General features: G+C 63.7%; 15 protein-coding genes and 1 tRNA gene. 7 read left to right on the top strand and 9 right to left on the bottom strand.

Going from position 1 to position 13,698, the window contains the following annotated elements; all coding sequences use genetic code 11:
- Nucleotide 1: 1 nt before the first annotated feature.
- From gacA to G4G71_RS14505, 3 genes are all read right to left on the bottom strand, one after another.
- Nucleotides 2-646 (bottom strand): response regulator transcription factor GacA, encoded by a 645-nt coding sequence (gene gacA, locus G4G71_RS14515; protein ID WP_017517075.1) that lies wholly within the window; start codon nucleotides 644-646, stop codon nucleotides 2-4.
- A gap of 340 nt (nucleotides 647-986) precedes the next feature.
- On the bottom strand, nucleotides 987-1,250 hold the full coding sequence (locus G4G71_RS14510) for a hypothetical protein (protein WP_240964927.1): 264 nt from the start codon (nucleotides 1,248-1,250) through the stop codon (nucleotides 987-989).
- A gap of 202 nt (nucleotides 1,251-1,452) precedes the next feature.
- A tRNA-Ser gene (locus G4G71_RS14505) sits at nucleotides 1,453-1,540 on the bottom strand.
- Nucleotides 1,541-1,674: 134 nt separating this feature from the next.
- Between G4G71_RS14505 and G4G71_RS14500 the strand changes: the two genes are divergently transcribed.
- The 7 genes from G4G71_RS14500 (at nucleotide 1,675) to G4G71_RS14470 (ending at nucleotide 5,926) form a co-directional block, all read left to right on the top strand.
- On the top strand, nucleotides 1,675-2,340 hold the full coding sequence (locus tag G4G71_RS14500; protein WP_024765156.1) for a Bax inhibitor-1/YccA family protein: 666 nt from the start codon (nucleotides 1,675-1,677) through the stop codon (nucleotides 2,338-2,340).
- A 115-nt stretch (nucleotides 2,341-2,455) separates the two neighbouring features.
- Nucleotides 2,456-2,848 carry a sulfurtransferase complex subunit TusD gene (gene tusD, locus G4G71_RS14495; RefSeq protein WP_169938640.1) on the top strand — a complete coding sequence of 131 codons (393 nt, stop codon included), beginning with the start codon at nucleotides 2,456-2,458 and terminating at the stop codon, nucleotides 2,846-2,848.
- Nucleotides 2,848-3,207 carry a sulfurtransferase complex subunit TusC gene (gene tusC, locus G4G71_RS14490; RefSeq protein WP_169938638.1) on the top strand — a complete coding sequence of 120 codons (360 nt, stop codon included), beginning with the start codon at nucleotides 2,848-2,850 and terminating at the stop codon, nucleotides 3,205-3,207. The genes tusD and tusC overlap by 1 nt, the downstream gene beginning before the upstream one ends.
- Nucleotides 3,207-3,509, top strand: coding sequence for a sulfurtransferase complex subunit TusB (tusB, locus tag G4G71_RS14485; protein ID WP_169938636.1), 303 nt, complete (start codon nucleotides 3,207-3,209; stop codon nucleotides 3,507-3,509). The genes tusC and tusB overlap by 1 nt, the downstream gene beginning before the upstream one ends.
- Nucleotides 3,506-3,841 carry a TusE/DsrC/DsvC family sulfur relay protein gene (locus tag G4G71_RS14480; protein WP_169938635.1) on the top strand — a complete coding sequence of 112 codons (336 nt, stop codon included), beginning with the start codon at nucleotides 3,506-3,508 and terminating at the stop codon, nucleotides 3,839-3,841. The genes tusB and G4G71_RS14480 overlap by 4 nt, the downstream gene beginning before the upstream one ends.
- Entirely contained in the window at nucleotides 3,838-4,836 is a 999-nt protein-coding gene (locus tag G4G71_RS14475) for a glycosyl transferase family protein (protein ID WP_169938633.1), read from the top strand. Before G4G71_RS14480 ends, G4G71_RS14475 begins: the two co-directional genes overlap by 4 nt.
- 88 nt (nucleotides 4,837-4,924) lie before the next feature.
- Nucleotides 4,925-5,926: a glutathione S-transferase family protein gene (locus G4G71_RS14470; protein WP_169938631.1), complete on the top strand. Its 1,002-nt coding sequence runs from the start codon at nucleotides 4,925-4,927 to the stop codon at nucleotides 5,924-5,926.
- A 185-nt stretch (nucleotides 5,927-6,111) separates the two neighbouring features.
- Here the strand turns inward: G4G71_RS14470 and G4G71_RS14465 are convergent, their stop codons facing one another.
- From G4G71_RS14465 to ftsK, 6 genes are read right to left on the bottom strand one after another with little or no spacing between them, the layout of a single operon-like run.
- The gene (locus G4G71_RS14465) at nucleotides 6,112-6,441 is read right to left on the bottom strand and encodes a lysozyme inhibitor LprI family protein (RefSeq protein ID WP_420826013.1); all 330 of its coding nucleotides are present in this window, start codon (nucleotides 6,439-6,441) and stop codon (nucleotides 6,112-6,114) included.
- 14 nt (nucleotides 6,442-6,455) lie between these two features.
- Complete coding sequence (cysG, locus tag G4G71_RS14460; RefSeq protein WP_169938629.1) at nucleotides 6,456-7,841, bottom strand: siroheme synthase CysG; 1,386 nt, start codon at nucleotides 7,839-7,841, stop codon at nucleotides 6,456-6,458.
- Between the two features lies 1 nt (nucleotide 7,842).
- Nucleotides 7,843-9,123, bottom strand: a complete 1,281-nt coding sequence (serS, locus tag G4G71_RS14455) for a serine--tRNA ligase (protein ID WP_169938627.1) — start codon at nucleotides 9,121-9,123, stop codon at nucleotides 7,843-7,845.
- Nucleotides 9,124-9,169: 46 nt separating this feature from the next.
- Nucleotides 9,170-10,495 carry a replication-associated recombination protein A gene (locus tag G4G71_RS14450; RefSeq protein ID WP_045214802.1) on the bottom strand — a complete coding sequence of 442 codons (1,326 nt, stop codon included), beginning with the start codon at nucleotides 10,493-10,495 and terminating at the stop codon, nucleotides 9,170-9,172.
- A gap of 35 nt (nucleotides 10,496-10,530) precedes the next feature.
- Nucleotides 10,531-11,154, bottom strand: a complete 624-nt coding sequence (lolA, locus tag G4G71_RS14445) for an outer membrane lipoprotein periplasmic chaperone LolA (protein WP_169938625.1) — start codon at nucleotides 11,152-11,154, stop codon at nucleotides 10,531-10,533.
- A gap of 19 nt (nucleotides 11,155-11,173) precedes the next feature.
- A complete protein-coding gene (ftsK, locus tag G4G71_RS14440; protein ID WP_169938623.1) occupies nucleotides 11,174-13,585 on the bottom strand; it encodes a DNA translocase FtsK in 2,412 nt (803 codons plus the stop codon).
- Nucleotides 13,586-13,698: the final 113 nt, after the last annotated feature.

Here is a 13,698-nt window from a genome sequence, read left to right as displayed (position 1 = left end):
ATCAGTTACTGGCGTCGACCATGCCGTGCCGGACAGCCAGCAGCGCCAGCTCGACGTCACTGGTGATCGAGAGCTTCTCGAAGATGCGGTAGCGGTAGGTATTCACGGTCTTGGGCGAGAGGCACAGCTTGTCCGAGATGCTCTGCACCTTGTGGCAGTTGGCGATCATCAGCGCGATCTGGATTTCACGCTCGGACAGGGTATCGAACGGCGATGCGTTCCTTTCCGGCTCGAAGGACTTCAGTGCGAGGTTCTGGGCGATCTGCGGGCTGATGTAGCGCTGGCCGGCAAAAACCTGGCGAATCGCCTGGACCATCTCATCCAGCGCTGCACCCTTGGTGAGGTATCCCGCCGCACCAGCCTGCATCAGACGGGTCGGGAACGGGTCTTCCTCGCAAACCGTCACCACCACGACGCGTACGTCGGGTTGGCTGCGCAGCAGCTTGCGGGTGGCTTCGAGACCGCCGATGCCGGGCATCTTCACATCCATCAGGACGACATCAGGCTTGAGTTCGCGAGCGAGCTGCAGCCCACGCTCACCGGAGTCGGCCTGCCCAACGACCTGCAGGCCATCGATATCAGCCAGCATGCGGGTAATTCCGGTGCGCACCAGATCGTGATCATCGACCACCAGCACCTTAATCACGCAGCACCCCTTGAGCAGAATGGAATGGTGAGACCCGAAAAGGGACTTCGAACAATTGCCGAACCTTAACAGAAAGCGGCCTTACGACCTAGCTTGGAAGCGGTTCGCCAAAATGCAAGCGCCAGAGATACGTGGCGCAGGAGGGCTAAATGCTGACAGATGCCTGGCAAAGCGTCTAGGACGGCCGTACCGGTAATCTATTGTGCTGTGGGAAACAGGAGCCGTCGTCGGAGTTTTCCAACTGATAGACGCTATCGGCTCGACGTCCATCGCACGGGATCGCCACGCCATATCGGCAACCGGCAGATGCTCCATGCTGCCGCCACCGGGCTCGTGCGACTCAGGCCTCGACGGCATCCAGCAGGGCCCAAGGCTTGTAGCCTGCGGTGCGCGCGGCTTTCTCCGCCTCCAGGATGGCCTCGGTACGGCTCAGCGAACGCGAGCGATGCTCGAAGCGAAATGCGGGCCCGCTTGCGCCTCGCACACTGAGAACAATCAGGTAGCCCTTCATGGGATTACTGACTTCCCGAGTGGTTTTCACTTTCTTCGGAGGAACGCCCAGCGCTTCGCGCATCTGCCGTTCGAGATCTTCGACTTGGTTCATTCAGGGTTTCCGGTGAGAGGAGCTTGAAGTTTAACTGAGACGATCAACGCCCTATAGAAACATCTATCGGGATGACTGACTTTTCCTACGTTGTTTAACTTGTGCGATGAGCGCAATGCGTAATCGGAAGGCGAGCCCACAATCACGTCCTGCCCCAGAAACGCGAAAGCCCCGCAGTGCGGGGCTTTCAACGTTGTAATAGTGGCGGAAGCGTAGAGATTCGAACTCTAGGACAGTTGCCCGTCGACGGTTTTCAAGACCGTTGCCTTAAACCACTCGGCCACGCTTCCACATGAGCGGGCCGCAATATTACCGGATCGCAACACACTGTCAAACTCTGATGATTCGGCACGCTTTTGGCTCTGTTATGATGAGCATCACTACGGTCATGGATCCGTATCCCGCTTAACAGGAGTGTCTCGACATGCAAGAACGGCAATATCTCGACTCCACAGCCGTGGAGCAGAAAGAGGTCAGCGGCGTCCTGCGCAACACCTACGGCCTGCTGGCCCTGACCCTGGCCTTCAGTGGCCTGGTAGCCTTCGCCTCGCAACAAATGCGCCTGCCGTACCCGAGCTTCTTCGTGGTGCTGCTGGGCTTCTATGGCCTGTTCTTCCTCACCGTGAAGCTGCGCAACAGCGCCTGGGGCCTGGTCAGCACCTTTGCCCTGACCGGCTTCATGGGCTACACCCTCGGCCCTATCCTGAACATGTACCTGGGCATGGCCAATGGCGCGAGCATCATTTCCTCCGCCTTCTTCATGACCGCCCTGGTGTTCTTCGGCCTGTCAGCCTACGTACTGACCACCCGCAAGGACATGAGCTTCCTGTCCGGCTTCATCACCGCAGGCTTCTTCGTCCTGCTGGGTGCCGTGCTGGTCTCGCTGTTCTTCCAGATCAGCGGCCTGCAACTGGCCATCAGCGCCGGCTTCGTGCTGTTCTCCTCGGCGATGATCCTGTTCCAGACCAGCGCGATCATCCACGGCGGCGAGCGCAACTACATCATGGCGACCATCAGCCTGTATGTGTCGATCTACAACCTGTTCATCAGCCTGCTGCAGATCTTCGGCATCATGGGCAGCGACGACTGATCAACTCAGCACCAAGGAAAAAGCCCGTTTCGACGGGCTTTTTTCATTTCAGGCGCGGCAAAAAAAGGCGCAGCGCCGTATCATCCTGCGAAAATTCGCCGCCAAGGCCAGCTCCATGAAGTTCGTCATCGCCCTCTTCTCCCCACCGCACTCACCAGCCGCCCGGCGCGCCCTGCGCTTCGCCGAAGCCGCGCTGGCCGGCGGCCACGAAATCTCTCGACTGTTCTTCTATCAGGACGGAGTGCACAGCGCCGCGGCCAACACCGTGGCCAGCCAGGATGAACTGGATGTTGCGGCGGCCTGGACGCGCTTCGTTGCCGACAACCAGCTTGACGGCGTTGTCTGCATCGCCGCAGCCCTGCGCCGCGGCGTGCTGAATAGCGAGGAAGCAAGCCGCTACTCCCGCCCCGCAGCCAACCTGCAGGCACCCTGGGACCTTTCCGGCCTCGGCCAACTGCATGAAGCAGCGCAACAGGCGGACCGCCTGGTCTGCTTTGGAGGCAACTGATGGCCAAGTCCCTACTGATCATCAGCCGCCAGGCCCCCTGGGCCGGCCCCGCTGCCCGCGAGGCGCTGGATATCGCCCTGGCCGGAGGCGCGTTCGACCTGCCGATCTCGATGCTCTTCCTCGATGACGGTGTATTCCAGCTGGCACCCGGCCAGCGCCCTGCCGGTATTGAGCAAAAAGACCTGCAAGCCAATCTGCAGGCCTTGCCGCTTTTTGGCGTCGAGGAGCTCTATGCCAGCGCGCGCAGCCTGACCGAGCGCGGCCTGGACGCCAGCAGCCTCACGCTGGCCACACAGGTACTGGATGACAACGCCCTTCGCGGTCTGCTGCAAACCCACGACCAGGTGATCACGATCTGATGGCTACTCTCCACCTGCTCTCGCACTCCCCCTTCAATGACGGTCGGCTCGACAGCTGCCTGCGCCTGCTGGGCGTCAATGACGGCATCATGCTGGCCGGTGACGCGGTATATGCGCTCCGCACGGGCACGCAACCAGCGCAGGCGCTGGAGCAACTGCCGGCGAGCAATACCCTGTTTGCGCTGCAGGAAGACCTGCAGGCGCGCGGGCTCGACGCCGTCACCTCCCGAGTCGACAGCGTGGACTACCCCCGCTTCGTCGAACTCTGCACCCGCTTCGACAAGGTGAACGCCTGGTTATGAGCACTCTCCTGGTCAATGGGCAAGCCCTGCCGCTGGACAAGGACGGCTACCTCGTCGATCTCAACGACTGGAGCGACGCCGCCGCCGAAGCCCTGGCGCACAACGAAGGCATCCACCTGACGCCCGAGCATTGGGAAATCCTCCTGTTGCTGCGCGAGTTCTACGGCGAGTTTCAGCTCTCCCCGGCCAACCGCCCGCTGATCAAATACGTAGCCCAGAAGCTGGGCGCGGAAAAGGGCAGCAGCCTGCACCTCAACCTCCTGTTCAAGGGCACCCCGGCCAAGCTTGCTGCCAAGCTCGCCGGCCTGCCGAAGCCGACCAATTGCCTATGACCGCCGCCCCGCTCGTCCTGCAGACACCCGCCGAACACCCCTTCGCCCAGTTCGTCCGCATCCTCGGCAAAGGCAAGCGCGGCGCGCGCGGACTGACCCGCGAAGAAGCCCGCGAAGCGCTGGGCCTGATCCTCGACGACAAGGTCGAAGAGGCGCAGCTGGGCGCCTTCCTGATGCTGCTGCGGCACAAGGAGGAAAGCGCCGAAGAGCTGGCCGGCTTCACCGAGGCCGTCCGCGAGCGCCTGCAAGCGCCGAAAATCGCCGTGGACCTGGACTGGCCGAGCTACGCCGGCAAGAAGCGTCACCTGCCCTGGTACCTGCTGGCGGTGAAATGCCTGGGCGGCAGCGGCACCCGCATACTTCTGCATGGCGCGGGCGCCCACACCGCCGGCCGTCTCTACACCGAGCAATTGCTTGAGCTGCTGGGCCTGCCGCTGTGCCGCGACTGGAGCGCAGTCAGCCAGGCGCTGGATACCCAAGGGTTCGCCTTCGCCCCGCTGGTGGACTGGATGCCGCGACTGCAGCGAATGATCGACTTGCGCAACACCCTCGGCCTACGCTCACCCATTCATTCCTCGGTGCGCCTGATCAACCCGCTGGGCGCGACCTGCGTGCTGCAAAGCATCTTCCATCCCGGCTACCAGGCCGTGCACCGCGAAGGCAGCCGCCTGCTGGGCGACTACGCCATCGTCATCAAGGGCGAAGGCGGCGAGATCGAAGTGAACCCGGACGCCACTTCGCACCTGTACGGCTGCCGCGATGGCAATGACTGGGACGAAGAATGGCCCGCGCTTTCACCGCTGCGCCACGTCAAACCGGAAAGCCTCGACCCGCAGCATCTGGCCGCCGTCTGGCGCGGCGACGCGGAGGACGTCTATGGCGAACTGGCCGTCCGCGCAACCATGGCCCTGGCCTTGCGCGCGCGAGGGCTACAGCGAGACGAAGCCTTCGCAGAGGCCGATAAACGCTGGACTGAGCGCAACAGATCGATTTAGTCGATAGCTGGAATCCTGTTTTTGCGCTAAACAATCGAGCCAGAGCCGATAGACTGGTCCCATCTTCCCGCTTTCTGGAGCACTCAAGATGGGACAGTTGATTGATGGCCGCTGGCAAGATCAGTGGTATGACACCAGCAAGGACGGCCGCTTCCAGCGCGAAAATGCGCAGCGCCGCCATTGGGTCACCGCCGACGGCCAGCCCGGCCCTACCGGCGAAGGCGGCTTCCGAGCCGAGGCCGGCCGCTATCACCTCTACGTTTCCCTGGCCTGCCCCTGGGCCCACCGCACGCTGATATACCGCCAGCTCAAGGGCCTCGAATCGCTGATCGAGGTGTCGGTCGTCAGTTGGCTGATGCTGGAAAACGGCTGGACCTTCGACAAGGCGCTCGGCTCCACCGGAGACAAACTCGACGGCCTGGACTTCCTCCATCAGCGCTATACCCGGGACGACCCGCACTACACCGGCCGCGTCACCGTGCCGGTACTGTGGGACAAGCACGAGCAACGCATCGTCAGCAACGAATCGGCGGAGATCATCCGCATGTTCAACAGCGCCTTCGACGAGATCACCGGCAATCCGCTGGACCTCTACCCGGAGGCGCTGCGCGCACAGATCGAAGAGCTGAACGAGCGTATCTACCCGGCCGTGAACAACGGTGTTTACCGTGCGGGCTTCGCGACGACGCAGGACGCGTACGAAGAAGCCTTCAAGACATTGTTCAATGAGCTGGACTGGCTGGAGGAGCGCCTGGGCGAGCAGCGCTACCTGGCGGGCGAATACCTGACCGAAGCCGATGTGCGCCTGTTCACTACGCTGATCCGCTTCGATGCGGTCTACCACGGTCACTTCAAGTGCAACCTGCGGCGCCTGGCGGACTATCCGAACCTGTCCGGTTGGCTGCGCGAGCTATATCAACTGGACGGCGTTGCCGGCACGGTGGATTTCCAGCACATCAAGCATCACTACTACGGTAGCCATCGCACCATCAACCCGACCGGCGTGGTGCCGCTGGGGCCGCAGCAGGACTTCACCGGGCCGCACGGGCGGGAACATGTGCCGGCCAAGGGTATTTTCCGTAGGGGCTGAGACATCGTAGGAGCGGACTCCGTCCGCGATGTTCATCAGCGGCTGCGAACATCGCGGATGAATCCGCTCCTACAAAAGCTGCGCAACACCAGATTTGTAGGAGCGAGCTTGCTCGCGAATCCAACGCAAACCATCAGCGTCAAGCGGTTCGCGAGCAAGCTCGCTCCTACAGGGGAAAAAGCGGATCAGATGGGCTTTTCGATGCCGTCGTAGACCTTCTGCAGCGCGTCCAGGCGTTCCTGGTAGCGCTGCTTCAGGCAGGCCTTGTTGGCACCGCAGGCGCGGCGCTGCTCCAGCCAGGCGAGCTGGGAGTCGCCCAGGTTGCCGCGCATGCCCATGGCGAACAAGCCGCGCAACAATCGGTAGGTAGTTGCTACCTGCACATCCATCTCGGATAGCTGGCGATCCGCACAGATGGCTTTCTCGTCGGCCTGCCTGGCCTTCTTGCAATCGAAACTTGCGGCGGACACCGGCAGCGCAGCGAAACCCAGGACGCACACAGCGCCCAGGATCACTACGCGCGCGGCTCTCACTGCTGACCCTCGAACCAGGCAAGCTTCTCTCGCAGCTGCACCACTTCCCCGACTATCACCAGGGTCGGCGCATGCACTTCGTGCTCGGCCACCAGCCCCGGCAGGTTCGCCAGGGTGCCGGTGAATACGCGCTGATGCACGGTGGTGCCCTGCTGAACGAGAGCAGCCGGCGTGTCGGCGGAGCGACCGTGACGCACCAGTTGCTCACAGATGACCGGCAAGCCGACGAGGCCCATGTAGAAAACCAGCGTCTGGCCCGGAGCGACCAGATCGTTCCAGGGCAGGTCGGTGGTGCCGTCCTTCAAGTGCCCAGTCACGAAGCGCACAGACTGCGCGTAATCGCGGTGCGTCAGCGGAATACCGGCATAAGCCGCGCAGCCGCTTGCCGCGGTAATGCCCGGCACCACCTGGAACGGGATGCCGTTGGCAGCCAGTTCGTCGATTTCCTCGCCACCGCGACCGAAGATGAACGGATCACCGCCCTTCAGGCGCAGTACGCGCTTGCCCTGCTGGGCCAGCTCGACCAGTTGACGATTGATCTCATCCTGCGGCACGGCGTGGTCCGCGCGGCGCTTGCCGACATACAGACGGTCCGCATCGCGGCGGCATAGCTCGAGGATGGCCGGCGCCACGAGGCGGTCGTAGAGCACCACGTCGGCCTGCTGCATCAGGCGCAGGGCGCGGAAGGTCAGCAGGTCCGGATCGCCAGGGCCGGCACCGACCAGATAGACCTCACCACGGGATTCGGGCTGCGGCGCTTCCAGCTTGTCCGCCAGCAGGCGCTCGGCTTCGTTCGGCTGGCCGGCGAGCATGCGCTCGGCGATGGGTCCCTGGAATACGTCTTCCCAGAACTTGCGGCGCTGCTGCAGGTCCGGCAGGCGCTGCTTCACGCGCTCGCGGAAGCGGCTGGCCAGACCGGCCAGTTGGCCGTAGGTCGCGGGAATCCAGGTTTCCAGCTTGGCGCGCAGCAACCGCGCCAGCACTGGCGCATCACCACCGCTGGAGACAGCCACCACCAGCGGCGAACGATCGACGATGGCCGGGAAGATCACGCTGCACAACGCCGGTGCATCCACCACGTTGACCGGCACGCCGCGCTCGTTGGCGTCGCGGGAAACCTGGGCGTTGAGCGGCTCATCGTCGGTGGCGGCGATGACCAGCACGCAGTCCTGCAGGTCACCCTGGGCGTATGGCCGCAAGAGCAATTCGCCCGCGCCCTCCTCGACCAGTTCACGCAGCTCTGAATGCACCTCGGGTGCCACGACTCGCAGCACTGCGCCGGCGTCGCTCAGCAGGCGCGCCTTGCGCAGTGCGACATCACCGCCGCCGACCAGTAGCGCGCGACGTCCGCGCAGGATGTGGAACAGCGGCAGGAAGTCCATCTCAGCCGATTACCTCGATGCCAGCCATGTACGGCTTGAGCACTTCCGGCACGCGGATCGAACCGTCGGCCTGCTGGTAGTTCTCCAGCACGGCGACCAGGGTACGGCCTACGGCCAGGCCCGAGCCGTTGAGGGTGTGGACCAGCTCCGGCTTGCCAGTTTCCGGGTTGCGGTAGCGCGCCTGCATGCGGCGGGCCTGGAAGTCTCCGCAGTTGGAGCAGGAGGAAATCTCGCGGTACTTGTCCTGGCTCGGCACCCAGACTTCCAGGTCGTAGGTCTTGGCGGCGCCAAAGCCCATGTCGCCGGTGCACAGCGCCAGGGCGCGGTACGGCAGTTCCAGCGCCTGGAGGACCTTCTCGGCATTGCCAACCAGGCTTTCCAGAGCTTCCCAGGACTTGGACGGCTCGACGATCTGCACCATCTCGACCTTGTCGAACTGGTGCTGGCGGATCATGCCGCGGGTATCACGGCCCGACGCGCCGGCTTCGCTGCGGAAGCACGGGGTGTGGGCGACAAACTTCAGCGGCAGCTCCTTCGCGTCGAGGATCTGGCCGGCGACGATGTTGGTCAGCGAGACTTCGGCGGTCGGGATCAGGTACAGATCGGCTTCGTCTTCACGCTGGATCTTGAACAGGTCTTCCTCGAACTTCGGCAACTGGCCGGTGCCCTGCAGCGCCGGAGCCTGTACCAGGTACGGGGTATAGGCCTCTTCGTAGCCGTGCTCGCGGGTGTGCAGGTCGAGCATGAACTGCGCCAGGGCGCGGTGCAGGCGGGCGATCGGGCCGCGCATCAGGGCGAAGCGGGCGCCGGACAGGCGCGCGGCGGTCTCGAAGTCCAGCCAGCCGTGCTGCTCGCCCAGGGCGACGTGGTCCTTGATCTCGAAGTCGAAGGTGCGCGGGGTGCCCCAGCGACGAACTTCGACGTTCTCTTCTTCATCGGCACCGACCGGAACGGATTCGTGCGGCAGGTTCGGAATATTCAGCAGCAGGTTGTCCAGCTCGGCCTGGATGACATCCAGTTCGCGCTTGCCGGCATCCAGTTCCTCGGCCATACGGTTGACCTCGGCCTTGAGCGGCGCGACGTCCTCGCCGTTCTTCATGGCCTGGCCGATGGCCTTGGAGCGCGAGTTGCGCTCGGCCTGCAGGGTCTCGGTGCGGGTCTGCACGGCCTTGCGCTGGCTCTCCAGCGCTTCGATGCGCGCCACGTCCAGGGTGAAGCCACGGGTGGCCAGGCGTTCGGCCACTTCCTGCGGCTGGGTACGAACCAGTTTGGAATCGAGCATGGTGTCTTCTCGTGTCTAGTGTCAGGCGGCGCTCAAGGGCGCCACTTCAGGATTTTCTGCGACGGCGGGAACTGGCCTTGTCGAGGCTGGCCAGGTGGCGCAGCTTTTCGCCGATCTTCAGTTCGAGCCCGCGCGGCACGGGTTGGTAATACTGGCGCGGTTCCATGGACTCGGGGAAGTAGTCTTCTCCGGCCGCATAGGCATCCGGCTCATCATGGGCATAGCGATACTCGTCGCCATAGCCCAGGTTCTTCATCAGCTTGGTCGGTGCGTTGCGCAAATGCAGCGGCACTTCAAGCGAACCGCTCTCCGCCACGTCACGGCGCGCCGTGTTGTAAGCGTTGTAGACGGCATTGCTCTTCGGCGCACAGGCCAGGTAAACGATAGCCTGCGCAATCGCCAGCTCGCCTTCCGGGCTGCCGAGGCGTTCCTGCACGTCCCAGGCATGAAGGCACAGGGTCAGCGCGCGCGGATCGGCATTGCCGATATCCTCGCTGGCCATGCGCACCACTCGGCGAGCGATGTACAGCGGATCGCAGCCACCATCGAGCATGCGCGAATACCAGTACAGCGCGCCATCGGGGCTGGAACCACGCACTGACTTGTGCAGCGCGCTGATCTGGTCGTAGAAGGCCTCGCCGCCCTTGTCGAAGCGCCGGCGCGAGTCACCCAGCAGGTTCTGCAGCAGCTCGGCGCTGATCTCGCTGTTGTCTTCGGCGAGGTCGGAAGCGTTCTCCAGCAGGTTGAGCAGGCGCCGCCCATCGCCGTCGGCGGCGGCCATGAGGATCGCAAAACTGTCATCGGGCAGGCTCAGGTTGCGCTTGCCCAGGCCCTTTTCCTCGGTCAATGCACGCTCTACCAACCGCCGCAGGGCCGCTTCGTCCAGGCTTTTCAGCACGTAGACGCGGGCACGGGAGAGCAGCGCGTTGTTCAATTCGAAGGACGGGTTCTCGGTGGTCGCGCCGATGAAGATCAGCGTGCCGTCTTCAACGTAAGGCAGGAAGGCATCCTGCTGGCTCTTGTTGAAGCGGTGCACTTCATCGACGAAGAGGATGGTGCGGCGGCCGTACTGCGCGGCATGCTGCTTGGCCACTTCCACCGACTGGCGGATTTCCTTCACGCCCGAGAGCACTGCCGAGATGGTCTCGAAGTGCGCGTCGGTGACCTGCGCCAGCAGCTTCGCCAGGGTGGTTTTGCCGACTCCGGGCGGGCCCCAGAAGATCATCGAGTGCAGCGCGCCCTGCTCCAGCGCCTCACGCAGCGGCTTGCCACGGGCGAGCAGATGCTCCTGGCCGACGTACTCGTCCAGGCTGGTCGCGCGCAGCCGCGCGGCCAGGGGCTGGGAAACGGGGGCGGAGCGGAACAGGTCCACGGTATTACCTATCGATCAATCCGGCGCGCAGCCGGTCATTCCTGGATGACGTCGACGCCCTTGGGCACTTCGAAGACGAACTGCTTGGCGTCCATCGGCTCGTTCATCTTCACGTCGAAGAACAGGATATTGGTGCGCTGACCGACGCTATCGATCAGCTGCATGTCGTTGACCACGCCGCTGCGGAAGGAAATCCGCAGGCTGTCGAACAGCGTGTCCTTGGACTTGGGCTTGAGGGTGAAGTCGACCACGTTGCCGCCATCCTTCGCGGTGATATCGAAGCTCTGGCCGATCTTCGACACGTCACCGGACAGCAGCAGCGCCGGGGTCTGGGTCAGGCGCTGGTCGAGCTTCTGGATGGTCACCTGCTCCAGGTCCGGGTCGTACAGCCAGATTTTCTCACCGTTGGAGATCAGCAGCTGCTCGTTCGGCGCATCGGTGTGCCAGCGGAACAGGCCAGGGCGCTTGAGGCCCAGGGTGCCGGCGGTTTCCTGCAGGCGGGTTCCGCTGCCGTCCAGGGTCAGCTGGGAGAAGCGCGCGGTCATTGTCTGGGCCTTGGTGAGCATCCCGCTCAGGCGCTGGGCGGCAGCATCGTCGGCATGGGCCTGGGCGCCGGCAAAGGCCAGCGCAGCAACGAACAACAGGCGGATCAGACGCATCGAAATCCTCGAAGTCGAATCAATCACGGATCGGGGCCGGCGCGATCACTTCGCGCGAGCCATTGGTATTCATCGCGGTGACCACGCCGGCCATTTCCATGGCCTCGATCATCCGCGCGGCGCGGTTGTAGCCGATCTTCAGCTTGCGCTGCACGGCAGAGATGGAAGCCCGGCGGCTTTCGGTCACGAAGCGCACGGCTTCGTCGTAGAGCGGATCGTCCTCGCTGCCCTCGCTGCCTTCGCCGCCACCACCACCTTCGAACGATCCACCACCGCCTTCATCGGCGCCGGCGAGAATGTCCTCGATGTAGTTCGGTGCGCCACGCAGCTTCCACGCCTCAACGACGCGGTGCACTTCGTCGTCGGAAACGAAGGCGCCATGAACACGGATCGGCAGGCCGGTGCCCGGCGGCAGGTAGAGCATGTCGCCGTGGCCGAGCAACTGCTCGGCGCCGCCCTGGTCGAGAATGGTGCGCGAGTCGATCTTGCTGGACACCTGGAAGGCGATACGGGTGGGGATGTTCGCCTTGATCAGGCCGGTGATCACGTCCACCGACGGACGCTGGGTCGCCAGAATCAGGTGGATGCCCGCCGCACGCGCCTTCTGGGCAATACGGGCGATCAGCTCTTCCACTTTCTTGCCGACGATCATCATCATGTCGGCGAATTCGTCGACGACGACCACGATGGTCGGCAGGGTCTGCAGCAGCGGCGCTTCGTCTTCCATGCTCTCGCGGCGATACAGCGGGTCGGTCAGCGGGGTGCCGGCCTCCTCCGCGTCCTTCACCTTGCGGTTGAAGCCGGCCAGGTTACGCACGCCCATGGCCGCCATCAGCTTGTAGCGGCGCTCCATCTCGGCGACGCTCCAGCGCAGGGCGTTGGCGGCCTCCTTCATGTCGGTGACGACCGGGCAGAGCAGGTGCGGAATGCCTTCGTAGATCGACAGTTCGAGCATCTTCGGGTCGATCATGATCAGCCGCGCCTCTTCCGGCGTGGACTTGAAAAGGATCGACAGCAGCATGGCGTTCACGCCCACCGACTTACCGGAACCGGTAGTACCGGCCACCAGCAGGTGCGGCATCTTCGCCAGGTCGGTGATGATCGGATGACCTCCGATATCGTGGCCCAAGGCCAGCGGCACGGTGGACTTGTGCTCGTCGTATTCCGGCGTCATCAGCACTTCGGAGAAGCGCACCATCTGCCGGTCTTCGTTGGGAATCTCGATGCCGACGGTGGTCTTGCCAGGAATGACCTCTACCACGCGCACGCTGATCACCGCGAGCGAACGCGCCAGGTCCTTGGCCAGGTTGGAGATGCGGCTGACCTTCACGCCGGCAGCCGGCTGGATCTCGAAACGGGTGATCACCGGGCCCGGATGCACGGACTCGACGATGACTTCGACGCCGAATTCCTTGAGCTTGATCTCCAGCAAGCGCGACATGGCCTCCAGGGATTCGGGCGAATAGCTCTGCTTCTTTTCCGAGGCCGGGTCGAGGATCGACAACGGCGGGAGTGTGCCTTCCACAGCGGTGTCGACGAACAGCGGCGCCTGCTTCTCCTTCTGCACACGCTTGCTCGGCTCGACCGGCTTGCTGGGTGGCAGCGGCACATCGATCTTCGGTGCGACGCGCTTCTCGCGCTCCTGCACACTCTTGACCAACGCTTCCTCGCGCTCGATCAGGCGTTCCTTGACCTTGGCCTGCTCGCGACGGTCGGCGACGATGGGCGCGGCGACTTCCGCCACGCGCTCGTCTACCTCGCGCAGCTGGGCGACGAGCTGCTTGTGCTCGCTGCGGGCGCTCCACCAGCGGTTGGTGGCGTTGTGGATCAGTTCGAAGAGGTCGAGAGTGATCTTGCCGGTGACGTCCATGACCTTGAACCAGGACAGATCGGCGAACACTGTCATGCCAAACAGGAACAGCGCCAGGAACAGCAGGGTACTGCCCTGCACGTTAAGGGCATTGATGCCCAGTTGGCCCAGGCTCTCGCCAAGGGCGCCGCCAGCCGTGGCCGGCATGTGAGCACCGCTGGTGTGGAAATGGATGTAAGCCAGCGCGGAGCCGGACAGCACCAGGAACACCAGGCCGATCAACCGCCAGGAGAACAGCCAGCCGCTCCACTCCCAGGGCATGTGGCGCTTGCGGAAGACCTGATAGGTCTTCACTGCCAGCAGCAGCGGGAACAGGTAGGCGAAATAGCCCAGCACCATGAACAGGATATCGGCGCTCAGCGCGCCCAGGCGGCCAGCGGCGTTCTGCACCTGCTCGACGTGGCTGGAGTGGCTCCAGCCCGGATCGGAGGAATCGTAGGTGAGCAGCGCCATCCACAGGTAAAGGCAGAGCGCGCCAAGCGCGATCAGGGCTCCTTCCTTCAGACGGTAATGCAGTTGCTGGCGCCATGCGGCGGCATGGCTTGCTGTGGTGTCCTTCAAAACGCTTCTATTCCTGCGCTATACGCGCGTCCGAGAGTCGTTGGGCCGCGAAACGGGCCTATTGTACGGCTTTGGCCGGCCGATGCCAGCGAACCCGGATGTGCCTGACTGCG

Source organism: Pseudomonas multiresinivorans (genome assembly GCF_012971725.1).
Lineage (GTDB): Bacteria > Pseudomonadota > Gammaproteobacteria > Pseudomonadales > Pseudomonadaceae > Pseudomonas > Pseudomonas multiresinivorans.
Note: the sequence above shows the minus strand (reverse complement) of the source record. Positions and strands in the feature narration are given on the sequence as shown.